Source organism: Mesorhizobium sp. B1-1-5 (assembly GCF_006443065.1).
Lineage (GTDB): Bacteria > Pseudomonadota > Alphaproteobacteria > Rhizobiales > Rhizobiaceae > Mesorhizobium.
The window spans coordinates 1-22765 of record NZ_VFWS01000084.1 but is presented as its reverse complement, the minus strand read 5'-3'; the positions used below and the strand labels follow the sequence as shown (position 1 = coordinate 22765).

Sequence of the window (22765 nt, the reverse complement as noted above, 5' to 3'; positions counted from 1 at the left end):
CCCGACCGCGTCTCTTCACGCTTGACCACAGCACGAAGCAAATGTGTGCGCACGCTAGCCCACAAGGGGAGAAGGGAAGAGCGTCACGCCGCCTTCGCTTCTTCCTGCGGTCCGGCGAGATCATCGCGCGCCTTGCGGGCCAATCTCTTGGCCGAGCGCTTGGGGCTGTCGCCGAACAGGTCGGCGGCATCGGCAAGGCAGGCCTTGGCCAGGCTCTTTTCGGAGCGCTTCAACAGCTTGCGCAGAAGCTTCGTCTCGTCGGCGGGACCGAGCGGCTCGCCTTCGGCGTCGAGCAGGGCGCGCATGACGAAGACGTCGTGCAATTCGCCGAGCTCTTCGCCGAGCCTGTCGACCGCCTTGCGGCGCGCCTTGATCGGCGTCGGCCACAGGCGGCCGAGCAGCGACAGATGCATGGAGTGGGTCTTTGTCGCCTTGCGCAGGTCGTGAAAATCGTCGGCCTCGCCGCGCGACTCCGCCTTGTCCAGCGCCTTCTTCGCCCGTCGTAAGGTGGCGCGGGCGCCGTCGGCCAATATATCGGCCGCCTGCTCCGGCTGATCGGGCAAAGCCAGCCTGTCGATGCGCTCCAGGCCTTCCCGGCAAGCGGCGATCGCCGCATTGATGGCGGCGTCAAGGCCGGGGCCGGCGTGGAGTTCGTGCTGGCGCAGCACCAGCCGCTCGCGCACTGGGTCGAGACCGCCGCCTGCCGATTGTTCCGGAAAGGCATCGGCCAAGCGATCGACGGTCTCGATCAAGGCGGTCGCCTCGCGCGGGCCGGCCAGCAGCGCCGATACTTGCTTATAACATTCGTTCTCGGTCTGGCAGAACGGTTCGTCCCCGAAACGAACCAGGCGTAGCAAGGCGCGCACGCTTTTCAGCCGCTTGCGGCATTTGTGCAGTCCCTGCTCCGGCTTCTCGCGCGCCATCTCGAGATGGGCGACTGCCTTGCCGATCTCGTCGGCCAATATGCGCCTGACCTCGCCGGTCAGCGGCAAGCGCGGATCGATGCGGAAGCTCATGCGGCGATCTCCGGATTCCCCCCGAGGGCCAGCGACGCGTTGTAGAACCTCGACTCGCCGGTGACCTCGCGACCGAGCCAGTCGGGCAGCATTTCGTCAGATATGTCCTCCGGCGTCTCCAGCTCCGCGATCACCAGCTCCGCGAGCTCGCCGCCGAAAACATCGACTTCATAGAGATAGCCGCCGTGTCTAACATGGTGGCGTGTCTTCTCGATGACACGTCCGACGGCGAACGCCATCAATTCCTCAGCCTCGGCAAGCGGGATCGAATATTCAAATTCGTCGCGCTCGCGCGCCCTGTCGCCGAACTTCAGCGTGAGCTTGGCGGAGCGCTCGTCGCTGATGCGCACCCGCACCGAGCGGCCGGGCTGTGCGGCGACGTAGAATTGACGAATGCGGATTTCCGCCTCGACCTCATCGCGCCAGGCGGGACTGGAGACCAGGAACTTACGCTCGACTTCCTTGCCCATGGCCGCGCACTAAAGCCTGTGAGGATCGAGAAGGCAAGCCGAGTCGCGGTCAAATTTGACTTTAATCAATCGATTGATTAAAGTTGAGGCATGAACAAAGGATCAATCGCAAGGAGGCCGCAGCGCGAGGTCGGCACCGCCGATCAAACGCGCGCGGCGCTTGTCCACGCGGCGCTCAGGCTGTTCGGGCGGAAGGGTTTCGACGGCACCTCGACGCGGGAGATCGCGGCCGAGGCCAAGGCCAATATCGGCTCCATCGCCTATCACTTCGGCGGCAAGGAAGGCCTGCGCGCCGCCGCCGCCGACTTCATCGTCGACACCATCCAGGGGATTGCCGGCCAGGCGCTGGGCGGCGTGCAAGCAACGGCGCCCCTGGACCCGGAAGCAGCCCAGGCGCAGCTTTTCGCGGCGCTCGAGCGGATGGTGGGCTTCGTCGTGGCCAGTCCGCAGGCCGGCGAGATCGTACAATTCGTACTTCGCGAGCTCTCGCATCCGACCGCCGCGCTAGACCGCATCTATGCCGGCGTGTTCGAGCCGACGCACCGGCGGCTGTGCCAGGTCTGGGAACAGGCGACCGGCGAGCCGGCCGAGAGCGAAGCGACCAAGCTTACCGTCTTCACCATGATCGGCCAGGTCATCTATTTCCGCATCGGCCGCGAGGCGGTGATGCGCCGGATGGGCTGGCGCGAGATCGGCAATGAAGAGGCCGCCAAGGTGGTGGCGGTCGCAACCGACAATCTCAGGGCAATGCTGGCCGCACGCGGGCCGGCCACCGGCAAGAAGGGCAAATCATGAGCATTCTCTGTTCGCTGCCGTTCGCGGCCCAATTGTTCGGCGCCTGCGCGCCGGCCGCACCTTTGGCCGTCGGCTATGTCGAAGGCGAATATGTGCTGATGGCGCCGATCGAAGTGGCCCAGGTGGCGACGGTGACGGTCCGGCGCGGCGACCGCGTCGAGAATGGCACGGCGGTGGCGACGCTGGAAGACGCCGACGCCAAGATCGAGGTTGCGCAGGCCAAAGCCGCGCTTGCGCAGGCGCAGGCGCAGCTTGCCGATCTGCAGGTCGGCAAGCGCCCCGAGGAAATCGCCGTGCTCAGGGCCGAGGTCGACATGGCCAAAGCCCAGGCGGCCGACGCCAAGCGCAAATACGACCGCGCCAGCGACCTCTACAAGCGCGGCACCGGCACCCAGGCCGATTACGACACCGCCTCGGCTTCGCTGGAGACCGCCAATGCCCAGGTCGGCCAGGCGGAAGCCAATCTCGCCGTCGGCAATCTGCCGGCGCGCGCCGAGACCATCAAGGCCGCCGACAACCAGGTCAAGCAGGCGCGGTCGACCCTGGAGCAGGCCGAGTGGCGGCTGTCGAAGCGGGTGCTGGCGGCGCCCTCGCCCGGCCGCGTCAACGACGTCATCCGCAATCCAGGCGACACAGCCGGGCCGACCGCGCCGGTGATCTCGATGCTGCCGGACGGCGCCGTGAAACTCAGCGTCTATGTGCCCGAAGGCGCGTTCTCGGCGGTCAAGGTCGGCACCGAGCTCAACGTCCATTGCGACGGCTGCGGGACGGGGCTGAAGGCACGCGTCAGCTATGTCTCGCCCGACCCCGAATTCACGCCGCCGGTGATCTACTCGCTGGAGAACCGGCAGAAGCTGGTCTATCTCGTCGAGGCACGGCCGGAGGGCGATGCGGGACCACTGCAGCCCGGCCAGATCGTCGATGTCGATCTTGCGGATCTCGGGCAATGAACGCCATCGACGTTCGCGGCCTGGTCAAGCGCTTCGGCGACAAGACCGTCGTCGACCATGTGACGATGACGGTCGCCGAAGGCGAGATCGTCGGCTTTCTGGGGCCGAACGGCTCGGGCAAGACGACGACCATCCGCATCATGTGCGGGCTTTTGACGCCGGACGAAGGCGACGGCACGGTGCTGGGCTTCGACATCCGCACCGACGCGCTCAAGATCAAGCGCGAAGTCGGCTACATGACGCAGAAATTCTCGTTCTATGAGGATTTGACGATCGGCGAGAACCTCGAATTCGTGGCGCGGCTCTACCGGCTGAGGCCGGTCGAGGAGTATGTCTCGCGCACGCTTCAGGATCTCGGCCTGGCGAGCCGCCGCAACCAGTTGGCCGGCACGCTTTCCGGCGGCTGGAAGCAGCGGCTGGCGCTGGCCGCCTGCATCATGCACGAGCCGAAGCTGCTGCTGCTCGACGAGCCGACGGCGGGCGTCGATCCCAAGGCGCGGCGCGAGTTCTGGGACGAGATCCATCGCCTTGCCGGCGGCGGGCTGACCGTGCTCGTCTCCACCCACTACATGGACGAGGCCGAGCGCTGCCACCGCATCAGCTACATCTCCTACGGCAAGATGCTCGCCACCGGCACCGTGGACGAGGTGGTGAAGAATGCCGGGCTGACCACTTTCGTCTTGCAGGGGCCGCGGCTCGATCAGGTGGCCGAGGCACTGCAGGGCAGGCCCGGCGTCGACCAGGTGGCGCCGTTCGGCGCGACGCTGCATGTCGTCGGCTCCGACAAGGCGGCGCTCGAAAAGGCGCTGGCCGACGTCGAGAAGGAACACAAGGGCGTCACCGTGAAGCCGGGCGAGACCAGCCTCGAGGATGTGTTCATCCAGTTCATGGCCGGCTCGAAGGACAATATGGCATGAACGCGGTCTTCTCCTTCGCCAGGCTGGGCGCGCTGCTCGCCAAGGAATTCATCCAGATGCGGCGCGACCGCATCACCTTCGCCATGATGCTGGGGGTGCCGCTGATCCAGCTGGTGCTGTTCGGCTATGCGATCAACAACGACCCGAAGAGCCTGCCGGCCGCGCTCGTGGCGACCAGCAGCGACCCCTACACGCGGGCCATGGTCTCGGCGCTGCAGACCACCGGCTACTACCGCTTCGACCATGTCGCGCAAAGTGCCGAGGAAGCCGAGTTCCTGATGGCGCGCGGCGACGTCTCCTTCGTCGTCACCATCCCCGCCGATTTCGCCCGCCGCGTCGAGCGCGGCGACAATCCGCAGATCCTGATCGAGGCCGACGCCACCGACCCGGCGGTCGCCAGCGGCGCGATCTCGACGCTGAGCACCGTGGCCGGCCAGGCGCTGCTCAGGGCGCAGGGCACTGAGGAGACTGCCAAGGAGGCGGCGCGCGGCCAACTCGATGTCGTCGTGCACCGGCGCTACAATCCCGAAGGCATCTCGCAATACAACATCGTGCCCGGCCTGCTCGGCGTCATCCTGCAGATGACGATGGTGATGATGACTTCGATCGCGCTGACGCGCGAGACCGAGCGCGGCACGATGGAAAACCTGCTGGCCATGCCGTCGAGCCCGCTCGAGATCATGATGGGCAAGGTGCTGCCCTACCTGGTGGTGGGCGCGGTGCAGGTGGTGGTGGTGCTGGCGGCGGCCAAGCTTCTGTTTGCCATTCCCTTCATGGGGTCGCTGTCGCTGCTGCTGTCGACCGTGCTGGTGTTCGTGCTGTCGCTGGTGCTGCTCGGCTACACGATCTCGACGATCGCGCGCACGCAGATGCAGGCGCTGCAGCTCACCTTCTTCTTCTTCCTGCCCTCGATCATGCTGTCGGGCTTCATGTTTCCCTATCGCGGCATGCCTGGCTGGGCACAGACCTTTGGCGAGATCTTCCCGCTGACGCATTTCCTGCGCATCACCCGCGCCGTCATGCTGAAAGGGGCGGAGCTTCCGGCGGTGGCGACGGAAGTCGGCTGGCTCGTCGTGTTCGTGGCATTGTTTGCCGGCGTGGCGCTGGTGCGGTTCAGGCGAACGCTGGATTAGGCCGGACGCCTCTGACGCAGGGCAGGTCGACTCGATTGGCCAAGATCAGTTGCGGCTGGTCATGCGCTCGCAGATGGCGCCGCCGATGGCAGGCAACAGGCCAAAGAGCAACAACTGGGCGGTTCCACCGATGCCAAACGCTCCAGCAAGCAGAAACGCAACCAGCAGCCCGAGTGCCCCGCCCAAGACAAATGGCAGGTAACCTAGCAACAGCTTCTCCCGGCAGTGACCAAAGTGACCAATTGGAAAACGTAACGTGATCGACGCTAAAGGCAAGTATCCCGCTACGAAGGGCCTCTATGCCGCCGCCATGATCCCGGCATAGGTGCCGAAATCGACATTGCCGCCGGACAGCACCACGGCGACGCATTTGCCGGCAAGGTCGATCTCGCCGGATGAGAGCGCGGCAAACGCGACGCAGCCGCCGGGCTCGACGACAAGCTTGAGATGGGCCATGGCGTCGCGCATCGCCTGGGCGGCCGCCTTGTCGGAGACGGCGATGGCGCCGGCGAGATTCCGGCGGTTGATCTCGAAGGTGATGGCGCCGGGTTCGGCGGTGAGCAGCGCATCGCAGATCGAAGCGTGTCCGGGTTCGTTCGAAACCCGCTCGCCCTTGGCCAGCGAGCGGCGCGTGTCGTCGAAATGTTCGGGCTCGACCGCCCAGATGGCGGTTTGCGGCGAGGCGTCCTTGACGGCGACGGAGATACCGCTCGACAGGCCGCCGCCGCCGCAAGGGACGACGACGGCGTCGAGCGCCACGCCAAGCGCTTTCGCCTGCTTGATCACTTCCAGGCCGATCGTGCCCTGGCCGGCGATGATGGCCGGATCGTCGAAGGGCGGCACCAGCACCATGCCATTTTCGATATAGGGGCGAACGACCGTCATGCGATCGTCCTTGTAGCGATCGAACGGCACCACTTCGGCGCCCATTTTGCGGACATTGCCGATCTTGAGCGCCGGCGCATCAACCGGCATGGCGATCACCGCCTTGACGCCGAACATGGCGGCCGAGGCCGCCACCCCTTGCGCGTGGTTGCCGGACGAGAAGGCGACGACGCCCCGGCCGCGCTCTTCCTCGCTCAGGCTCGACAGCTTGTTGTAGGCGCCGCGGATCTTGAAGGAGCCGGTGCGCTGCAGCGTCTCGGGCTTGAACAGAATGCGGCCGCCATAGCGCTTGTTGAGCTCGGGCGATTCGATGAGCGGCGTTTCGACGATCAAGCCGGAAAGCCGCTCGGCGGCGGCGCGGATGTCGGAGATGCCGGGCAGGGTGAGCATGATGGGCCTCGCGGGATGAGCCCCGTCATGGTGCACGCAAACCGAGGCGTCGCGCCAACGAAAAAATGTGACGGAGACAAGGTAGTTTGGCCGCTTGGGAAGTTTGCGTTTCTTCGCGCCCCCCTCTGTCCTACCGGACATCTCCCCCACATGGTCCCCACATGGGGGGAGATCAGACGTCACGCCGGCTTTCAACAATCCCCTAGGTCGCAAAATTGGGCGGGGCGCCGAAACAGCTAATCTCCCCCCTCGTGGGGGAGATGGCCGGCAGGCCAGAGGGGGCGCTGTCCCGCCGACATTGCGCCTGCCGGCAACCCCTCACCCCAGCAGCGTCTTCGTCCTTTTGCTGCCGCCCAGCTTGCGCCAGGAATTGAAGCGGTGGGTGGCGGCGGCGAAGGATATCTTCATCTGCTGGGAAACCGTGTAGCGCGACTTGCCTTCGTCGAACATGCGGTAGCAGCACTCGGCGCCTTCCTCGGTCAGCTTGCCGTCCGGCGTCTTGTTGTGCGGGTTGGCGGGGTCGAATTTATCGAGCTGTTCCTCGACAAGACCCTTCAGGCGCTGCAGGTCGGCCTCGATGCTGGCGATGAGATCGAGAACCGGCTTGGCGTCAAATGCGTGCGGGGGCTTCTTGTCCGTCATGCAGGGGGTCCTTCAATTTCGGTGGTGGCAAGCTATATAGGCAAACATTCGGCAATAATGAAGAGTTGGGCCGGCTTCCGCTTAATCACCCATTTTCGCGCCCGCAGCCCGCGCCGTTGGCAATTGACCTTCGACTGCCAAGATCATAGTTTAGAACAATTCTAAACTAGAGTGATCCCATCATGCTTTCCCGTGTTTTCGGCTTCGGCCGCCGTTCCTTCGATTCGCTTTCGGAGCAGGAGATCCTGGCGCTGGCGATCTCTTCCGAGGAGGATGACGGACGCATCTACCGCGCTTATGCCGATGGCCTGGCGCAGGATTTTCCGCAATCGGCAAAAGTGTTCGAGGCGATGGCCGAGGAAGAGGACGGCCATCGCGATTCGCTCATCGAGCTTCACCGCAAGCGCTTCGGCGAGCGCATCCCGCTGATCCGGCGCGAGCATGTGAAAGGCTATTTCGAGCGCAAGCCCGACTGGCTGGTGAAGCCGCTCGGCATCGAGCATGTGCGGCGGCAGGCCGAGGAAATGGAGCGGCAGGCCTATCGCTTCTACGTCGAGGCGGCCAAGCGCACCACCGACGCCTCCACGCGCAAGCTGCTCAACGACCTCGCTGCGGCCGAGCAGGGCCATGAGAGCTCGGCGCATGAATTGGAGCAGGAGCATGTGCCGGGCACGGTCAAGGAGGAGGAGGCGACGGCCGAGCAGCGCCAGTTCATCCTCACCTATGTGCAGCCGGGGCTGGCCGGGCTGATGGACGGCTCGGTGTCGACGCTGGCGCCGATCTTCGCCGCGGCGTTCGCCACGCACGACACCTGGCAGACGCTCCTGGTCGGCCTCGCCGCCTCGATCGGCGCCGGCATCTCGATGGGTTTCACCGAGGTCGCCTCCGACGACGGTAAGCTGTCGGGGCGCGGCTCACCGCTCAAGCGAGGGTTGACGGTCGGCCTGATGACTTCGCTGGGCGGCCTCGGCCACGCGCTGCCCTATCTGATCCCGCATTTCTGGACGGCCACCGCCGTGGCGGCGGTGGTGGTGTTCTTCGAGCTCTGGGCGATCGCTTTCGTGCAGAACCGCTACATGCAGACCCCGTTCTGGCGCGCCGCCTTCCAGGTGGTGTTGGGCGGCGCGCTGGTGTTCGGGGCGGGCGTGCTGATCGGCAATGCGTAGCCTTCTCCTTCTCCCCTTGTGGGAGAAGGTGGATCGGCGCGTGGCGCCGAGACGGATGAGGGGTGCTCCAGCGGAGTGAGACGTCGGCAAACGTGCCGTCTCCTCCGGCGTCGCCAAGCTGGAACACCCCTCATCCGTCGCCTTCGGCGACACCTTCTCCCACAAGGGGAGAAGGAAGAGCCGCGCCTACCCATTCACCTCGCGGCTATCCTGCGGCGCCTCGGCCCTTTCCTTCATCCCGTAGTCGCGCACGACATGGGCGATGCGCAGACGGTAGCCGGCAAAGATGCCGCCGCGCCCCGCCTTCTGCGCCTGCCTGTGCTCATCGGTGTTGCGCCAGGCATTCACCGCTTCCTCGTCGCGCCAGAAGGACAGCGACAGCACACGCTTCGGGTCGGCCAGGCTCTGGAAGCGCTCGACCGAGATGAAGCCGTCGATGCTCTCGAGCAGCGGCTTAAGCTCGGCGGCGACGCCGAGATAGGCATCGCGCTTGCCTTCCGCCGGCTCCACCTCGAAGATGACAGCGATCATGTCTCGACCCCTTCCTTGACAACCACGTCGGTGCGAAAGACCTGTCTCGGCCCATGCGGCCCGGACACCAGCTTCAGGAAGAGGCGATCTTCCTTCAAGATGAATTTCTCGCGCCGCGCGAATTCATAATTTGCCTTGCCCGCCGGGTCGGCGGCAAGCCGCGCGCGGTAGGCCTCGTAGGCCGCGAGGCTCTCGATGTTGTAGGCGGCGTAAGCGGTGGTGGCCGAGCCTTCATGCGGCGCGTAGTAGCCGATCAGATCGGCGCCGCAGCGCGGAATGGCCTGGCCCCAGGCTCGCGCATATTGCTCGAAGGCGGCCTTGCCGAACGGGTCGATCTCGTAGCGGGATAAAGCAGGTGATGGTCATGTCGGTCTCCTCGTCCGTTGGGTTTTGACGACGACGGTTCGACCGCGGTCGAAACATCGCTTGCGCCTTTGTGCTAGGCATTCTCCTGTCAGGAGAGTTTGCCGCGCTGCTTGAGCCGACCGCAGAATAGTGCTTCCCTGACAGGAATGCTTCGACGAGGATCGAACCATGCGTGAAGGACCCGACATCGCCCGCATCGCCAGCCTGGTCGGCGACCCGGCGCGCGCCAACATGCTGAACGCCCTGATGGGCGGCACGGCGCTGACGGCGTCGGAATTGGCGCTGGAAGCCGGCGTGTCGCTGCCCACCGCTTCCTCGCATCTGTCGAAGCTGATGGATGGCGGCCTGCTGACCTTGGCCAGCCAGGGCCGACACCGCTATTACGGTCTCGCCGGCGCGCAGGTGGCTGGCATGATCGAGGCGATCATCGGCGTCGCCGAAGCGGTCGGACCGAAGCGCGTGCGGCCGGGACCGCGCGACGCGGCCATGCGCGTGGCCCGGGTCTGCTACGATCACCTGGCCGGCGAGCAGGCGGTGGCGATGCTCGACCGGCTGCTCGACAGGAAGCTTTTGCTGCGCGACGACAACCAGATCAGGCTCTCGCCTTCCGGGGCCTCACATTTTTCCGCGCTCGGCATCGAGACCGGTGCCAAGGCGCGGCGGCCGGTTTGCCGCGCCTGCCTCGACTGGAGCGTGCGGCGATCGCACCTCGCCGGCACGCTGGGTGCGGCCATCCTCGACAAGATCATCGCCGAGAAATGGGCGCGGCGCGAAAAGGACAGCCGCGCCGTGGTGTTCTCGCCGAAGGGTCGGCAGGAATTCGAGAGGGTGTTTCTGGCGTAGTGCTGCGCGAGCGATACGCTCGCAATATCGGCGCGAGGCGCCCCCCTCTGCCCTGCCGGGCATCTCCCCCTCTAGGGGGGAGATCAGCAGTTCTGGCGCTCCGCCATTCCTGCAAGGTTGGAGATTGGCGAAACCGGCTGAGCGATCAATCTCCCCCCTAGAGGGGGAGATGGCCGGCAGGCCAGAGGGGGGCGCGAAGGATCACGACGTGGGCTTCTTCCGCACAGGCTCACCCCCTTTTCAACGGCTTCCCCAGCTTGAAGAACTCCTTCCACGGATCGGCCTTCTTCAGCTGTGCCAGCGTGGAAGCATCCCCAAGCGGGAAGGCATTCGGCGCCAGGCCCTTCTTTATCTCCGGCCAGGTCGCCGGCATCGACACTGTCGCGCCTTTCTTGGCGCGCGAGGAATAGGGCGCGACCGTGGTCGAGCCCCTGCCGTTGCGCAGATAGTCGACGAAGATCTTGCCGGTGCGCGCCTTCTTCGACAGCGTCGCCGTGTAGCGGTCGGGCGCGGCCTGCTCGAGCGCGCGGGCGAAATCATGGGCGAAATCCTTGACCTCGTCCCATTCGGCCGACGGCTTCAGCGGCACCAGCACGTGGTAGCCCTTGCCGCCCGAGGTCTTGACCAGGTTCGGCAGCGACAGCTCGTCGAGCTGCTTGTGGATGTCGAGCGCCGCCTCGCGCACGCGGCCGACATCGACGCCTTCGTCCGGATCGAGATCGAAGATGATCTGGTCTGGCTTTTCCAGCTCATCGATCGTCGAGCCCCAGATATGGACCTCGACCACGCCGTACTGGACAAGCGCGGCCAGCCCGTCGAAATCTTTGATGAACAGTATCTCCTCGCCGTCGGTCGGATCCTTCATCCTCGCGATCTTGTCGCTCATGCCGGGCGAGGCGTGTTTCTGGAAGAAGCGCTGGCCGTGGATGCCGTCCGGGGCCCGCACCAGGCTCAGCGGCCGGTTTATGACGAATTCTGCCATTCGCGGCCAGACCAGCGCGTAGTGATCGAGCAGGTCCCGCTTGGAAACCTTTTCGTCGGGCCATAGCAGCTTGTCGGGATGCGAGAGCTTGATCGAGGTCTTCGCCGTTCCGGCCGAGGATTTCGGCGCGGTCTTTGTACCCGGCTTCGCCCCGGTTTCGGCCTTCTTCGGCTGTTCCTGCACGACTTCCTCCGCCGGCTTGTCCTCGCGCAACCCCTGGAACGAGGCGTGGCGGATTATACGGTCGGAAGTCCAGCTGCGGAACTCCACTTCGCCGACAAGTTCTGGCTTGACGAAGGTGAGGCCCTTGCCCTTGGGCACGGCGCCTGAGAACGGCGAGGCCGTCGCCTTGAGGCCGTCGAGCTTCTTCTTCAAATCCGTCATCACCTTGCCGGAAAAGCCGGTGCCGACACGGCCCGCATAGTGCAGCTTGCCGCCTTCGTTGAATCCGACCAGCAGCGAGCGCAGGCCGCGCCCGGTCTTGTCCGAGGGCAGATAGCCGCCGATGACGAATTCCTGGCGCAGCGTGCATTTGGATTTGATCCAGGAGAGCCCGCGCCCGCTGCGGTAGAGCGCGTCGGCGCGTTTCGATACCACGCCTTCCAGGCCCATGCGGCAGACATGCTGCAGCATGACCTTGCCCGGCTCGTGGAAATGGTCGCTGAAGCGCAGCGCCGAATGTTCGGGCTGCTGGCCCAGCAGCTCTGCCAGCGCCTGCTTGCGTTCGACCAAGGGTTCGCGGCGCAGATCCCTGCCGTCGAGCCGCATCAGGTCGAAGACATAGTAGACGAAGCGGTCGGCGCGGCGGGCCGACAGATCCGCCTGCAGCAAGGGGAAGGACGAGACGCCGCTGTCGGCCAAAACCACGATCTCCCCGTCGATGATGGCGTCGCGGCATTTCAGCCTGGCAAGCGCGCCGGTGACCGGACCATCGAATTTGTCCGTCCAGTCGAGACCGGCGCGGGTGAGCAGCTTCACCTCGCTGCCGGCGATCTGCGCCTGCATGCGGTAGCCGTCGAATTTGACTTCATGCAGCCAGTCCTCGCCGGCGGGCGCATCCTTTTCCAGCGTCGCGAGCTGCGGCTCGATGAATTCGAGACGCTTGCCAGGCCCGGCCTTGGTCTTGGCGGCAGCCGGCCTGTTGGATTGCCAGACTTTCGGCTTCTCGCCCCTGGCGGCCTTGCCTTCGCCCACCTCCTCGATAGTCAGGCCCGACTTCACCGATTTCGGTTTCTCCTCGAGAACGTCCTCGCCGGGCCGGGCGGCGGCATCGTCGGATTTGATCAGCAGCCAGTTGTCGCGCTTCTCGCCCGGGCGGGGCCGCAGCCTGACCAGATGCCAGCGGCCGTTGAGCTTGTGGCCCTCGAGCTCGAAGTCGATATGGCCCTTCTTGATGCCCTTGGCCGGATCGCCATCCGGCGTCCACTTGCCTTCGTCCCAGACGATGACCGAGCCGCCGCCATATTGGCCCTTCGGAATGGTGCCTTCGAAGGACGCGTAGTCGATCGGGTGATCCTCGACATGTACGGCCAGCCGCTTCTCGTGCGGATCGAGGCTCGGGCCGCGCGTCACCGCCCAGCTCCACAAGACGCCGTCATGCTCAAGCCGGAAATCATAGTGGAGCCGCGTGGCGGCATGCTTCTGGACGACGAAGATGCCGCCGCCTTGCTTTTGCCTGCCGACCTTGCCGGCCGGCTCGGCGGTCTTCTTGAAATCGCGCTTGGCGTGATACTGCTCGAGGCCGGCCATGCCGCCATCCTCCTATGCGGATTTGCGTTTTGGCGCGGCCTTGCTCTTGCTTTTCCCGGCCGCCGCTTTCGATGTGGCCTTGCCGGCTTTGCCGCCGCCTTCCGCGTTCAGGCTCTTCTTCAACGCATCGAACAGGTTGACCACGTTGGACGGCTTTGGCTGCGCCTTGGCCTTGGGCGCCTTCTTGCCCGCCTTCTTGGCGCGGATCAGCTCGAGCAGCGCCTCCTCGTAGCGGTCGTCGAATTTCGACGGGTCGAACTTCGTCTTCTTGCCGTCGATGATGTGCTGGGCGAGGTCGATCATCTCTTTGTCGGTCTTCGCCGCTGTGATGTCCTCGAACACCGTCGCCGGCCGGCGCACCGTGTCGTCGTAGCGCAAGGTGGTCAGCACCATGCCCTTGCCGAGCGGCTCAATCGCCACCGGGCGCTCGCGCCGATAAAGCACGATGCGCGCAAGCCCCGCCATCTTCCTGGCCGCCATCGCATCGCGGATGACGGCGAAGGCTTCTTGCGACACCTCGTCCGCTGGGGAAACATAGTAGGGCGTGTCGAGGTAGATCTGCTCGATCGAGGATTTCTCGACGAAGCCGTCGAGGCTCATCGTGTGCGAGGATTCGATCTGCACCGCCTCGATCTCGTCCTCCTCGATATGGACGAAGTCGCCGTCGCTCACCTCATAGCCCTTGATCTCGTCGCCCTCCTCAAGCGGCTTGCCGGTGCCCGCATCGACATAGATGCGCTTGACGGTGTTGCCGGTCTTGCGGTTGAGGATGCGGAAAGAGACCTTCTCGGCATGGGTCACGACGTTGGTGAGCTCGATGGCGCATGTGACCAGCGACAGTTTGAGATAGCCCTTCCAAGCCGGGCGTGGTGCCATTGCGAACTCCTGCGCGATGCGGTTTCAATCGCAACGGACAGGGGTTCGCTTGGGTTCCGGGGGGCTGGCCACGCAGCCTGCTATTCGGCGGCCTGCAGGTTGACCTTGCTTTCCGCGATCTCGGTGAGCTTGCGGTCCGTCGCCTCTTCTTCCTTGAGGTTCTTGGCCAGCACGTTGGCGCAGTCGCTGCGGCCGAGCTGCCTGGCCCAGGCGATCAGCGTGCCGTAGCGCGTTATCTCATAGTGCTCGACGGCCTGGGCGGAGGCGATCAGCGCGGCGTCCAGAACCTCCTTGTCGTCGACATCGCCGCTGACTTCGTCGGCCTCCGCGAGGATGCCGTCGATGGCCGGGCAATTGACGGTTTTGGCCTTGACGCCGTGCAACTCGAACACTTGCTCGACCCGCTCGATGTGGCCCTTGGTCTGCGCGAGATGCTTCTCGAAGCCGGCCTTCAATTGCGGATCGGTCGCCTTGTCGATCATCTTCGGCAGCGATTTCTCGATCTGCTTCTCGGCATAATAGATGTCGCGCAGCGTGTGAATGAAGAGGTCGTCCAGCGTCTTGATGTCTTTCGAAAAGAAGCCCATGGCGGTTGCCTTTCCATGTTTCGCATTGTCGGGAAGTTGCGCGGCAGGGCAGCCGTCAACTTGGCCGGGTTCGCCCCGGCCTTGCGGGGTCAACGTTGTCTTCCGGGACAGGTTCCTGCCCGCCCAGGCACGCGAAAGGAAATTCCCTGTCACTGGCCGAACGTGAAACAGATGCGCGCGCAAGCGACATCGGAACGAAACATATGTGATGCAAAAGTCACACGAGCCGGAAACGCGACGAAAGGCACCGAAAGACCGCGAATCAGCCGCAATCCAGCCATGAAGCAACGTGTTTCGGACCAGAAATTAACATCACGTTCACGGACTATTCACGCCTCAACGCTATGCTCTCGAACAATTCGGACGGGACATCCGAAAGCGGACAGGGACCAGGTAAAATGAACTTCTGGAATCACATCGCCGGCTACGCCGCCGCCATTCGCGAATTCGTCGCGCCGACCTATCGGCCGGAGCGCTACTACATGCGCGGCCCGGGCCCGGCCTGCGCGCGCCGCGGCAACTCGCTGGGCGTCGGCGCGAACTGATCATGACCCGCGAACGTGCTCACCACGGCCGCATCTGCAGGCCGGCCGCCGACCAGCGCGCCACCACCTATCGCGCCGAACGCCTTGTGCTCGCCGCCAACTGGCGTGCGACAACGCCGCGACTTTGACGCAGCCGCCGGCTGGCTTAGTGTCTCCCCTAGCCTAGTGTCTAGGGTCACAAGCAGCCGGGGCCGCCATGACCGACCTGCCCGAACGTCCCACCTTGCCGCGCCGGGCCCATGACGTCCGCCAGCCGCTGATCGTCTTCGACGGCGTCTGCGTGTTCTGCTCGGGCTTCGTCCAGCTCGTCCTCAAGCTCGACCGGAAAAAACGCTTCCGCTTCGCCACCGCGCAGTCGCCGCTCGGCGAGGCGCTGTTCCGCGAGCACGGCCTGCCGACCGACGATTACGACAGCAACCTCGCCATCATCGAGGGCGCCGCCTTCACGAAGCTCGACAGCTTCGTCGCGGTCATGGCCGCGCTCGGCTGGCCATGGCGCGCCGCGAAGGCGCTGCTCATCCTGCCGCGGCCGCTGCGCGACTGGCTCTACGACCGCGTCGCCAAGAACCGCTACGCGCTGTTCGGCCGGAAAGACAGTTGCGCGATACCTTCGGCCGAGTTGCGGGAGCGATTGATCGGCTGACGGCGGTTACGGAGGCTTGGGGGCAAGGCATGAAGCTTCTCATCGTCGGCGGCTACGGCACCTTCGGCGGACGCATCGTCCAATTGCTGGAGAACCAGCCGCGCCTCGAGCTCATCGTCGCCGGCCGGTCGCTCGCCAGGGCCGAGGCTTACTGCAAAGGCCGGGGCGCGACCAAGGCCAGGCTCGTGCCGGCGGCATTCGACCGCGGCGGCGACCTTGGCGTGCAACTCGCCGGCATGTTTCCCGACATCGTCGTCGACGCCAGCGGTCCGTTCCAGGCCTATGGCGAGGGGCGCTACCGGCTGGTCGAAGCCTGTATCGGTGCGCGTATCCATTATCTCGATCTTGCCGACGGTTCGGACTTCGTCGCCGGGGTATCCACTTTCGACGCGGCGGCCAAGGCAGCCGGCGTGATGGTGCTCTCCGGCGTGTCGAGCTTTCCGGTGCTGACGGCGGCGGTCGTGCGGCGCCTTTCGGCCGGCATGGCGCGTGTAGACGGCATCCGCGGCGGCATCGCGCCGTCGCCCTTCGCCGGCGTCGGCGAGAACGTCATCCGCGCCATTGCAAGCTATGCCGGCCGGCCGGTGCGGCTTTTGCGCGACGGCAGGCAGACCGAAGGCTACCCGCTCACCGAGCAGATGCGCTATACGATCGCGCCGCCCGGGCGCGTGCCGGTGAGAAACAGGCTGTTCTCGCTGGTCGACGTGCCGGATTTGCGCGCGCTGCAGGCATTGTGGCCGGAAGCGAAGACGATCTGGATGGGCGCCGGCCCGGTACCCGAGGTGCTGCACCGGGCGCTGATCGGCCTTGCCTGGCTGGTCCGCGCCGGCCTGGTGCGGTCGCTGTCGCCGCTGGCGCCGCTGATGCATTGGGCGACCAACCGGCTGTCTTGGGGCGAGCATCGCGGCGGCATGTTCGTCGAGGTCGACGGCGTGGACGCAGAGGGCAGACCAAACAAACGATCCTGGCACCTGTTGGCCGAGGGCGATGACGGGCCGCTGATCCCGTCCATGGCGATCGAGGCGATCGTCCGCAAGGCGCTCGACGGCCGCATGCCCGGGCCGGGCGCGCGGGCGGCGGTGCGAGACGTCGAGCTGGATGATTATGAGGCGCTCTTTGCCGGCAAGACAATCCACACCGGCGTCAGGGACGACACCGGCCAGGGGAAGGCGCTCTATCCCGGCCTGCTCGGCGATGCCTGGACGAGGCTACCGGCTGAAGTCCGTGCGATGCATGAGGGAGCGGCGATGGCGGATGGACGCGCCAGCATCGAACGCGGCGGCGGCATGCTTAGCCGGCTTGCTGCGCGCATGGCCGGCTTCCCGCCTGGCGCGGCCGATGTCCCCGTCAAGGTGCGTTTCGTTACCGACGGGCAAGGCGAGACCTGGACGCGGACTTTCGCAAAGCATGGTTTTTCGAGCCGGCAGTTCGCGGGGCGTGGCGGCTCGGAGCGGCTGCTTTGCGAGCGTTTCGGCCCGCTCGTCTTCGCCATGGCGCTGGTTCCCGGCGAGAACCGCCTGTCGCTCGTGCTGCGCCGCTGGAGTTTTCTCGGCCTGCCATTGCCGATGTGGCTTTGCCCGCGCTCGAACGCATATGAAACCGTCGAGGACGGCCGCTTCCGCTTCCATGTCGAGATATCGCATCCGGCGACTGGGCTGATCGTGCGCTACCGCGGCTGGCTCGAACCGTCGCACGGTTCGAGCACGGTGGGTTCGCCGGCCGTCTCGCCCAGTTCGCGGCAGCCGGCGGCCGTGCACAGCGTCCAACCCTTCCCGGTGGCGCCGGACGCTGCGAGCACCAGGCGCGGCTGGGGTCCGATCCGTGGCGCATAGACCCACCAGCCGCTACGCAGCATCGAGCCCTCCGGCGGCTCCATGCCGGCGCCGGAGCCCTTGACCCGCGCCTCAACGACCTGCAGCCCGGCCGGCGACACTTTCCAATCCTCCTGCCAGCGCGTCCGTTCCACCGAATGCGTCCAGGACAGTGTGAAGGCGGCGACGGCAAGCGTCACCGTCTTGCCGGCGGCGAGCACACACAGGCTCATGCGGTCCCGGCCGTGGACAGCCGGCGGGCGCGCCACCAGTGCCAGCCGATCCAGACCAGCGCCAGCGCCCAGCCGGTCTCGTCGGTGAGCGGCAATGCGGCCACCAGCAGCAGGCCGGCGCAGAACGCGACGAAGCGCTCCCACCAGGCCATGCGGCGGGCGAGGAAGCCGACGGCGGCGGCCCCCCAGAGCACGATGCCCATGCAGGCTTTGATGACGATATAGCCGACCTCGACGGGATAGCCGAACGACGCCGCGATGGGACCGGCGTCCTGCAGCATCAAGGCCGGCGTGTAGACGGCCATGAACGGCACGACGAAGCCGGCAATGGCGAGCTTGGTCGCCTGGATGCCGATCTTGAGGCCGCTTTCCTTGGCCATCGGCGCTGCGGCGAAGGCGGCGAGCGCCACCGGTGGGGTCAGGTCCGCCATGATGCCGAAATAGAAGACGAACATGTGGCTGACCACCAGCGGCACGCCCAACGAAAGCAGCGCCGGGCCGGCAAGCGAGGAGGTGATGATGTAGTTGGGAATGGTCGGAATGCCCATGCCGAGAACCAGGCAGGTGAGCATCGTCAACACCAGCGACAGGAATAGATTGTTCTGGCCGATCGAGATGATCCAGCCGATGAAGGTGGAGGCGATGCCGGTAAGCGTCAGCGTGCCGATGACGATGCCGACGATGGCGCAGGCGATGCCGACGGGCAGGGCATTCCTCGCTCCTTCGGCGAGCGAATCGACGCAAATGCGCAGCGTCTCGCGCCCGCCCTTGAAGGCGAAGCAGGCAATGACGAGCGCTGCGATGACGAGGCTCAGCACATTGACGCCGAAGCGCATGAAGGATGCCGCCGCAAGACCGAGCGCCAGCCAGAAAACGAGGCGAAAGGCGAACGGCCCGATCAAGGCTGCCAGCGGCGTGCCGAGGATGAGCACGACGGTCAGCGCGAGACCCATCGTGCCGGCGAAGATCGGCGTATAGCCGGCAAAGAGCAGATAAACCAGCACCGCGAGCGGCAGCACAAGCGGCCAGTGCTTCCTGACCGCTTCCCAGGGATTGGGCAATTCCGCCTTGGCCATGCCGTGCAAGCCGGCCTTGCCGGCTTCCAGATGCACCTGCCAGAAGCAGGCGCCGAAATAGAGCAGCGCCGGGATGATCGCCGCCTTGACCACCTCGGCGTAAGGGATGTTCAGGGTCTCGGCCATGATGAAGGCGACGGCTCCCATCACCGGTGGCATGATCTGGCCGCCCATCGAGGAGGTCGCCTCGACCGCGCCGGCGAAGGCGGAACGGAAACCGAAGCGCTTCATCAGCGGGATGGTGAACTGGCCGCTGGCGACGACATTGGCGACGCCCGAACCGGAGATGGTGCCCATCAGCGCCGAGGACAGCACGCAGACCTGGGCTGGGCCGCCGCGCCAAGAACCGACGAGACCGAGCGCGAAATCGTTGAACAGCGCGATCATGCCGGCCCGTTCGAGGAAGGCGGCAAAGACGACGAAGATGAAGATATAGGCGGCCGAGACATAGACCGGCGTGCCGTATATGCCTTCGGTGCCATAGGCGAAGGTGTCGACAAGCTGCGCGAAATCATAGCCGCGATGGATGAAGGGCGGCGGCAAATGATTGCCGACGAAGCAATAGGCGAGGAAGATGAAGGCGATGACCGCCAGCGGCAGGCCCATCAGCCGCCGCGCGGCTTCGAAGACCAGCACCACCAGCAGCGTGCCGACGATCAGGTCCGGCGTGGTGAGGAAGCCGGAGCGGCGGATGAGGTCGGCATAGAAGACCCAGTTGTAGAGGCCTGTGGCGAATCCCAGCACGCCGAGCGTCCAGAACACGGCTTTCGCGGCGGCGCTCCTGGCACGCAGATTGGCGATCAGGCCGAAACCGAGCAGCAGCAGGAAGCCGACATGCATGGCGCGCACCACCTGGCTGGGCAGGCTGCCATAGGCGGCGATGTAGATCTGGAAGACGGAAAAGGCGACCGCAATCAGGAAGGCCGCCTTGCCGGCGAGGCCTTCGCCAAAACCGGGCGGCAGGCCTTCGACTTGTTCCTCGGCTGTGGGGGAAAGAACGACGGGGGTATCGGTCATTGGCGGATTCCTGGCGGGCAATACCGTCTCGGTTGAGGGGAGAGAACCGGGTATGGCGCTCCCCCACACCCAGCCTCCGTTTCGCTCGGCTGACCTCTCCCCGAGGGGAGAGGAGGCGGTCGGCGTTGGGCGCCAGTCTCTTCTCCCGTCGGGGAGAAGGTGGCCGCGAAGCGGCCGGATGAGGGGGCTGGCGCTGCGCTATGCAATAGCACTTGCTCGATGGAGGAAGCCTACTTCAGCAGCCCTTTTTCCCTGTAATATTTCTCCGCGCCGGGATGCAGCGCCACTGGCATGCCGTCCAGCGCCTTGGCCGGATCGATCGCCTTGGCGGCGGCATGGGCGGCCACCAGCTGGTCGAGATGCTCGAACAGCAGCTTGGTCATCTGGTAGGCGGTCTCGTCGGAGACGTCGGCGCGGGTAATCAGGAAATTGCCGACCGCGGCGGTCGCGACATCCTGCGTCTGGCCTTCATAGGTGCCTTTCGGGATAACCACGGAAAGATAGGGCGCGCCGATCTTGGCGACGTCCTCGGCAGGTACGGCGACGACGTTGATGGGAACCGAGGTGGCGAGATCGCGGATGGAAGCGACGCCGAGGCCGGCCGACTGCAAGGTGGCGTCGAGCTGGCGGTTCTTGATCAGCTCGACCGACTCGGCGAAGGGCAGGTATTCGACCCGTCCGAGGTCCTCGTATTTGAGACCGGCGGCGGCGAAGATGGCGCGCGCGTTGAGCTCGGTGCCGGAGGCGGGCGCGCCGACCGACAGGCTCTTGCCCTTGAGGTCGGCGAGCGTCTTTTGCCCGGGAAGCCGGCCTCCGTGTTGCCTTCGGCGGCCATCTTGACCGAATCGCCGAGCGCAAAGGCGATCTCGCCCTTGCCCTGCTGCAGCAGGTTGAGGTTCTCGACCGACGCCTTGGTCGCCTGAACCTGGGTGCGGGCGCCTTCGATGCCCTTGCCGTAAATCTCGGACAGAGCGACCCCGAGCGGATAGTAGACGCCCGACGTGCCGCCGGTGAGCACATTGATGAATTCCTGCGCCCCGGCCGACACGGCGCCAAGGCCGAGCGACAAGGCCAGCGCGCCGGCGGCAATAGACTTGGTCCTGAAATTGAACATCGCGATTTCCTCCCTGAAATGCCGGCCCGCAATCCGCCCCTCCTGGCGAGCCCGCGACGAGTTTAGACGGCGGAAGGCAAATGCCAACCCGCAATTGCGTGCGTTAGACCAATGGTTGAGCGATGGCGAAAGGCGACGGCTTGCGCTTGATGGCTTTGGGGGCGAAAGATTTTCAAGACGCCTGTCGAAATCGGTCGATGCCGCACGACATAGGTCGGCACGCGACGACGCGGCCTTCAAGAAAACGGGAGAACATCCATGCGTTACATGCTTTTGATCTACAATGACGAGGCCGCGATGGCGAACGTGCCGAAGGAGCAGACCCAGCAGGTGCTCGCGGCCTATGGCGCCTATACCGAGGCGCTGAAGAAATCTGGCGCGTACATCGCCGGCGAGCGGCTGCGCCCGACGCAGGCGGCCACCGCGGTGCGGATGGCGAACGGCAAGACCAACGTGCTCGACGGCCCCTATGCCGACACCAAGGAGCAACTGGCCGGCTTCTATATGATCGAGGCGGCCGACATCGACACGGCCATCGAATGGGCCGCGCGCTGCCCCGCGTCCAGCACCGGCACAGTCGAGCTGCGGCCGATCTGGGAAATGGCCGAATACGTAGCCGCCGCATAGCGACCCCATGATGCATGATCGCTCGCAGATCGCGCGGGCGGCCGCCGAAGCGGCCGCCCGGCGCAGCTACGGCAAACTGATCGCCTGGCTGGCGGCGCGCACGCGCGACGTCGCCGGCGCCGAGGACGCGCTGGCCGATGCCTTCGCCGCCGCGCTCGAACGCTGGCCGCGAACCGGCGTGCCGGCGCAGCCCGAAGCCTGGCTGCTCGCCGTGGCGCGGCGGCGCGACGTGGACGCCGTGCGGCGGCGTCTGACCGGCGAGGCGGCGCGCGATCATCTGCAGCTGATCGCCGAGGAGATGGAGGAGCGCGTGCGCGGCGAAGACCTGCCCGACGATCGACTGCGGCTTATGTTCGCCTGCGCCCATCCGGCGATCGAGGCCAGCGTGCGCGCGCCGCTGATCCTGCAGACGATCCTCGGTTTCGACGCCGCGACGATCGCCTCGGCCTTCCTGGTTTCGCCGGCGACGATGGGCCAGCGGCTGGTGCGGGCCAAGGCGCGCATCCGCGAGACCGGGATTCCGTTTCGCGTGCCGGAGCAGGCGGAGCTCGGCGAGCGGCTGGGCGCGGTGCTGGAGGCGATCTACGCCACCTTCGCCGAAGGCTGGTCGGATCCGACCGGCACCGACAGCCGGCGGCGCAATCTCGCCGCCGAAGGGATCTGGCTCGGACGGCTGGTCGCCTCGTTGATGCCGGACGAGCCGGAGGCGCTCGGCTTGCTGGCGCTGATGCTGTTCGCCGAGGCGCGCCGCTCGGCGAGACGCGACCTGCAGGGTGACTTCGTGCCTTTGGTCGAGCAGGACATCGCGCTCTGGGACGACAGCCTGATCGACGAGGCGGAAGCCTTGCTGGTGCGCGCCGCGCAAAGGGGCATCATCGGCCGCTACCAGCTGGAGGCCGCCGTGCAGTCCGCCCATACGGCACGCCGGCGCGGCAGCGGCACCGACTGGGCGGCGATCCGCCAGCTATATGACGCGCTGCAGGCCGTGGCCGGCTCGCCCGTGGTGGCGATCAACCGCGCGGTGGCGATCGCCGAAACCGAGGGCGCTACGGCCGGCCTGGCGGCGCTTTACGTGCTGGGCGACGACAAGCGGCTGCAGGACTACCAGCCCTATTGGGCCGCCCGCGCCGGGCTGTTGGCGAGACTCGGCAACACCAAGCAGGCGGCGGAATCCTACGACCGGGCGATCGGCCTCGAGCGCGACGCCGCGCTGCGGCGTTTCCTGCAGGGCGAGAAGGCGAAGCTTTTCGGGAACTAGTGGCACTGCACAGGGATTTTGACCGGTCGGCTCTATTTGCGTTGGTGGCATGCGTGGAGATTGCCGAAACGCCATCGCGATCGTCATTCCAGGGCGGAGCAGGAGCGAAGCTCCGTCGCGAAGACCCTGGAATCCATGCCGTT

General features: G+C 65.8%; 22 protein-coding genes and 3 pseudogenes. 12 read left to right on the top strand and 13 right to left on the bottom strand.

Features of this window, described 5'->3' with window-relative positions; all coding sequences use genetic code 11:
* Window positions 1-83: 83 nt before the first annotated feature.
* Both FJ980_RS21550 and FJ980_RS21545 read right to left on the bottom strand, forming a co-directional pair.
* Entirely contained in the window at window positions 84-1016 is a 933-nt protein-coding gene (locus FJ980_RS21550) for a CHAD domain-containing protein (protein WP_140545793.1), read from the bottom strand.
* Complete coding sequence (locus FJ980_RS21545; protein WP_140545792.1) at window positions 1013-1486, bottom strand: CYTH domain-containing protein; 474 nt, start codon at window positions 1484-1486, stop codon at window positions 1013-1015. Before FJ980_RS21545 ends, FJ980_RS21550 begins: the two co-directional genes overlap by 4 nt.
* 90 nt (window positions 1487-1576) lie before the next feature.
* Here FJ980_RS21545 and FJ980_RS21540 point away from each other — a divergent pair, with 90 nt between their 5' ends.
* Genes FJ980_RS21540 through FJ980_RS21525 form a run of 4 tightly spaced genes read left to right on the top strand, consistent with a single transcriptional unit; the run spans window position 1577 to window position 5281 of the window.
* Complete coding sequence (locus tag FJ980_RS21540; RefSeq protein ID WP_140545791.1) at window positions 1577-2281, top strand: DUF1956 domain-containing protein; 705 nt, start codon at window positions 1577-1579, stop codon at window positions 2279-2281.
* Window positions 2278-3231 (top strand): HlyD family efflux transporter periplasmic adaptor subunit, encoded by a 954-nt coding sequence (locus tag FJ980_RS21535; RefSeq protein ID WP_140545790.1) that lies wholly within the window; start codon window positions 2278-2280, stop codon window positions 3229-3231. Before FJ980_RS21540 ends, FJ980_RS21535 begins: the two co-directional genes overlap by 4 nt.
* Entirely contained in the window at window positions 3228-4148 is a 921-nt protein-coding gene (locus tag FJ980_RS21530; RefSeq protein ID WP_095770115.1) for an ABC transporter ATP-binding protein, read from the top strand. The genes FJ980_RS21535 and FJ980_RS21530 overlap by 4 nt, the downstream gene beginning before the upstream one ends.
* Window positions 4145-5281, top strand: a complete 1137-nt coding sequence (locus FJ980_RS21525) for an ABC transporter permease (RefSeq protein ID WP_140545789.1) — start codon at window positions 4145-4147, stop codon at window positions 5279-5281. Before FJ980_RS21530 ends, FJ980_RS21525 begins: the two co-directional genes overlap by 4 nt.
* A gap of 45 nt (window positions 5282-5326) precedes the next feature.
* Here FJ980_RS21525 and FJ980_RS34755 read toward each other — a convergent pair whose 3' ends face one another.
* The 3 genes from FJ980_RS34755 to FJ980_RS21515 form a co-directional block, all read right to left on the bottom strand.
* Window positions 5327-5491, bottom strand: coding sequence for a hypothetical protein (locus FJ980_RS34755; protein WP_181164956.1), 165 nt, complete (start codon window positions 5489-5491; stop codon window positions 5327-5329).
* 87 nt (window positions 5492-5578) lie between these two features.
* Window positions 5579-6556 carry a threonine/serine dehydratase gene (locus FJ980_RS21520; protein WP_140545788.1) on the bottom strand — a complete coding sequence of 326 codons (978 nt, stop codon included), beginning with the start codon at window positions 6554-6556 and terminating at the stop codon, window positions 5579-5581.
* A gap of 318 nt (window positions 6557-6874) precedes the next feature.
* The gene (locus tag FJ980_RS21515; RefSeq protein ID WP_095770189.1) at window positions 6875-7198 is read right to left on the bottom strand and encodes a hypothetical protein; all 324 of its coding nucleotides are present in this window, start codon (window positions 7196-7198) and stop codon (window positions 6875-6877) included.
* Window positions 7199-7380: 182 nt separating this feature from the next.
* On the opposite strand from FJ980_RS21515, the gene mbfA reads away from it, so the two are divergent.
* Window positions 7381-8364, top strand: coding sequence for an iron exporter MbfA (gene mbfA / locus FJ980_RS21510; RefSeq protein ID WP_140545787.1), 984 nt, complete (start codon window positions 7381-7383; stop codon window positions 8362-8364).
* A 186-nt stretch (window positions 8365-8550) separates the two neighbouring features.
* Here the strand turns inward: mbfA and FJ980_RS21500 are convergent, their stop codons facing one another.
* Together FJ980_RS21500 and FJ980_RS21495 are read right to left on the bottom strand one after the other, a co-directional pair.
* Window positions 8551-8895, bottom strand: a complete 345-nt coding sequence (locus tag FJ980_RS21500) for an antibiotic biosynthesis monooxygenase (protein ID WP_140545785.1) — start codon at window positions 8893-8895, stop codon at window positions 8551-8553.
* A pseudogene (locus tag FJ980_RS21495) lies at window positions 8892-9261 on the bottom strand (NIPSNAP family protein). The gene FJ980_RS21500 and the pseudogene FJ980_RS21495 overlap by 4 nt, the downstream one beginning before the upstream one ends.
* A 168-nt stretch (window positions 9262-9429) precedes the next feature.
* Between FJ980_RS21495 and FJ980_RS21490 the strand changes: the two are divergent.
* Window positions 9430-10104: a winged helix-turn-helix domain-containing protein gene (locus FJ980_RS21490; RefSeq protein WP_140545784.1), complete on the top strand. Its 675-nt coding sequence runs from the start codon at window positions 9430-9432 to the stop codon at window positions 10102-10104.
* A 229-nt stretch (window positions 10105-10333) separates the two neighbouring features.
* Here FJ980_RS21490 and ligD read toward each other — a convergent pair whose 3' ends face one another.
* The 3 genes from ligD to FJ980_RS21470 all read right to left on the bottom strand — a co-directional run bounded on the left by ligD (window position 10334) and on the right by FJ980_RS21470 (window position 14298).
* Window positions 10334-12835 (bottom strand): DNA ligase D, encoded by a 2502-nt coding sequence (gene ligD, locus FJ980_RS21480; RefSeq protein WP_140545783.1) that lies wholly within the window; start codon window positions 12833-12835, stop codon window positions 10334-10336.
* A gap of 12 nt (window positions 12836-12847) precedes the next feature.
* Window positions 12848-13711: a Ku protein gene (locus tag FJ980_RS21475; RefSeq protein ID WP_140545782.1), complete on the bottom strand. Its 864-nt coding sequence runs from the start codon at window positions 13709-13711 to the stop codon at window positions 12848-12850.
* A gap of 80 nt (window positions 13712-13791) precedes the next feature.
* Window positions 13792-14298, bottom strand: a complete 507-nt coding sequence (locus FJ980_RS21470; RefSeq protein WP_140545781.1) for a ferritin-like domain-containing protein — start codon at window positions 14296-14298, stop codon at window positions 13792-13794.
* A 398-nt stretch (window positions 14299-14696) separates the two neighbouring features.
* Between FJ980_RS21470 and FJ980_RS21465 the strand changes: the two genes are divergently transcribed.
* From FJ980_RS21465 to FJ980_RS21455, 4 genes and pseudogenes are all read left to right on the top strand, one after another.
* A complete protein-coding gene (locus tag FJ980_RS21465) occupies window positions 14697-14843 on the top strand; it encodes a hypothetical protein (protein WP_140545780.1) in 147 nt (48 codons plus the stop codon).
* 2 nt (window positions 14844-14845) lie between these two features.
* On the top strand, window positions 14846-14971 hold the full coding sequence (locus FJ980_RS35865) for a hypothetical protein (protein WP_281405816.1): 126 nt from the start codon (window positions 14846-14848) through the stop codon (window positions 14969-14971).
* 68 nt (window positions 14972-15039) lie between these two features.
* Window positions 15040-15486, top strand: a complete 447-nt coding sequence (locus FJ980_RS21460; protein WP_140545779.1) for a thiol-disulfide oxidoreductase DCC family protein — start codon at window positions 15040-15042, stop codon at window positions 15484-15486.
* A 29-nt stretch (window positions 15487-15515) separates the two neighbouring features.
* A pseudogene (locus FJ980_RS21455) lies at window positions 15516-17108 on the top strand (DUF4166 domain-containing protein); the annotation flags it as partial.
* A gap of 44 nt (window positions 17109-17152) precedes the next feature.
* On the opposite strand, the gene FJ980_RS21450 reads toward FJ980_RS21455, so the two are convergent.
* The 3 genes and pseudogenes from FJ980_RS21450 to FJ980_RS21440 all read right to left on the bottom strand — a co-directional run bounded on the left by FJ980_RS21450 (window position 17153) and on the right by FJ980_RS21440 (window position 20737).
* On the bottom strand, window positions 17153-17530 hold the full coding sequence (locus FJ980_RS21450; protein WP_140545778.1) for a DUF1850 domain-containing protein: 378 nt from the start codon (window positions 17528-17530) through the stop codon (window positions 17153-17155).
* Window positions 17527-19623 carry a TRAP transporter permease gene (locus FJ980_RS21445; RefSeq protein ID WP_140545777.1) on the bottom strand — a complete coding sequence of 699 codons (2097 nt, stop codon included), beginning with the start codon at window positions 19621-19623 and terminating at the stop codon, window positions 17527-17529. Before FJ980_RS21445 ends, FJ980_RS21450 begins: the two co-directional genes overlap by 4 nt.
* 230 nt (window positions 19624-19853) lie before the next feature.
* Window positions 19854-20737 (bottom strand): annotated as a pseudogene (locus tag FJ980_RS21440) (TAXI family TRAP transporter solute-binding subunit).
* A 258-nt stretch (window positions 20738-20995) separates the two neighbouring features.
* Between FJ980_RS21440 and FJ980_RS21435 the strand changes: the two are divergent.
* Window positions 20996-21364 carry a YciI family protein gene (locus FJ980_RS21435; protein WP_140545776.1) on the top strand — a complete coding sequence of 123 codons (369 nt, stop codon included), beginning with the start codon at window positions 20996-20998 and terminating at the stop codon, window positions 21362-21364.
* Between the two features lie 10 nt (window positions 21365-21374).
* Window positions 21375-22622 (top strand): RNA polymerase sigma factor, encoded by a 1248-nt coding sequence (locus FJ980_RS21430; protein ID WP_140545794.1) that lies wholly within the window; start codon window positions 21375-21377, stop codon window positions 22620-22622.
* Window positions 22623-22765: the final 143 nt, after the last annotated feature.

What these genes read in the sequence shown, in the direction of transcription:
- FJ980_RS21550 (WP_140545793.1), bottom strand. Translation starts at nt 1,016, where the DNA reads ATGAGCTTCCGCATCGATCCGCGCTTGCCGCTGACCGGCGAGGTCAGG.
- FJ980_RS21545 (WP_140545792.1), bottom strand. Translation starts at nt 1,486, where the DNA reads ATGGGCAAGGAAGTCGAGCGTAAGTTCCTGGTCTCCAGTCCCGCCTGG.
- FJ980_RS21540 (WP_140545791.1), top strand. Translation starts at nt 1,577, where the DNA reads ATGAACAAAGGATCAATCGCAAGGAGGCCGCAGCGCGAGGTCGGCACC.
- FJ980_RS21535 (WP_140545790.1), top strand. Translation starts at nt 2,278, where the DNA reads ATGAGCATTCTCTGTTCGCTGCCGTTCGCGGCCCAATTGTTCGGCGCC.
- FJ980_RS21530 (WP_095770115.1), top strand. Translation starts at nt 3,228, where the DNA reads ATGAACGCCATCGACGTTCGCGGCCTGGTCAAGCGCTTCGGCGACAAG.
- FJ980_RS21525 (WP_140545789.1), top strand. Translation starts at nt 4,145, where the DNA reads ATGAACGCGGTCTTCTCCTTCGCCAGGCTGGGCGCGCTGCTCGCCAAG.
- FJ980_RS21520 (WP_140545788.1), bottom strand. Translation starts at nt 6,556, where the DNA reads ATGCTCACCCTGCCCGGCATCTCCGACATCCGCGCCGCCGCCGAGCGG.
- FJ980_RS21515 (WP_095770189.1), bottom strand. Translation starts at nt 7,198, where the DNA reads ATGACGGACAAGAAGCCCCCGCACGCATTTGACGCCAAGCCGGTTCTC.
- mbfA (WP_140545787.1), top strand. Translation starts at nt 7,381, where the DNA reads ATGCTTTCCCGTGTTTTCGGCTTCGGCCGCCGTTCCTTCGATTCGCTT.
- FJ980_RS21500 (WP_140545785.1), bottom strand. Translation starts at nt 8,895, where the DNA reads ATGATCGCTGTCATCTTCGAGGTGGAGCCGGCGGAAGGCAAGCGCGAT.
- FJ980_RS21490 (WP_140545784.1), top strand. Translation starts at nt 9,430, where the DNA reads ATGCGTGAAGGACCCGACATCGCCCGCATCGCCAGCCTGGTCGGCGAC.
- ligD (WP_140545783.1), bottom strand. Translation starts at nt 12,835, where the DNA reads ATGGCCGGCCTCGAGCAGTATCACGCCAAGCGCGATTTCAAGAAGACC.
- FJ980_RS21475 (WP_140545782.1), bottom strand. Translation starts at nt 13,711, where the DNA reads ATGGCACCACGCCCGGCTTGGAAGGGCTATCTCAAACTGTCGCTGGTC.
- FJ980_RS21470 (WP_140545781.1), bottom strand. Translation starts at nt 14,298, where the DNA reads ATGGGCTTCTTTTCGAAAGACATCAAGACGCTGGACGACCTCTTCATT.
- FJ980_RS21465 (WP_140545780.1), top strand. Translation starts at nt 14,697, where the DNA reads ATGAACTTCTGGAATCACATCGCCGGCTACGCCGCCGCCATTCGCGAA.
- FJ980_RS35865 (WP_281405816.1), top strand. Translation starts at nt 14,846, where the DNA reads ATGACCCGCGAACGTGCTCACCACGGCCGCATCTGCAGGCCGGCCGCC.
- FJ980_RS21460 (WP_140545779.1), top strand. Translation starts at nt 15,040, where the DNA reads ATGACCGACCTGCCCGAACGTCCCACCTTGCCGCGCCGGGCCCATGAC.
- FJ980_RS21450 (WP_140545778.1), bottom strand. Translation starts at nt 17,530, where the DNA reads ATGAGCCTGTGTGTGCTCGCCGCCGGCAAGACGGTGACGCTTGCCGTC.
- FJ980_RS21445 (WP_140545777.1), bottom strand. Translation starts at nt 19,623, where the DNA reads ATGACCGATACCCCCGTCGTTCTTTCCCCCACAGCCGAGGAACAAGTC.
- FJ980_RS21435 (WP_140545776.1), top strand. Translation starts at nt 20,996, where the DNA reads ATGCGTTACATGCTTTTGATCTACAATGACGAGGCCGCGATGGCGAAC.
- FJ980_RS21430 (WP_140545794.1), top strand. Translation starts at nt 21,375, where the DNA reads ATGCATGATCGCTCGCAGATCGCGCGGGCGGCCGCCGAAGCGGCCGCC.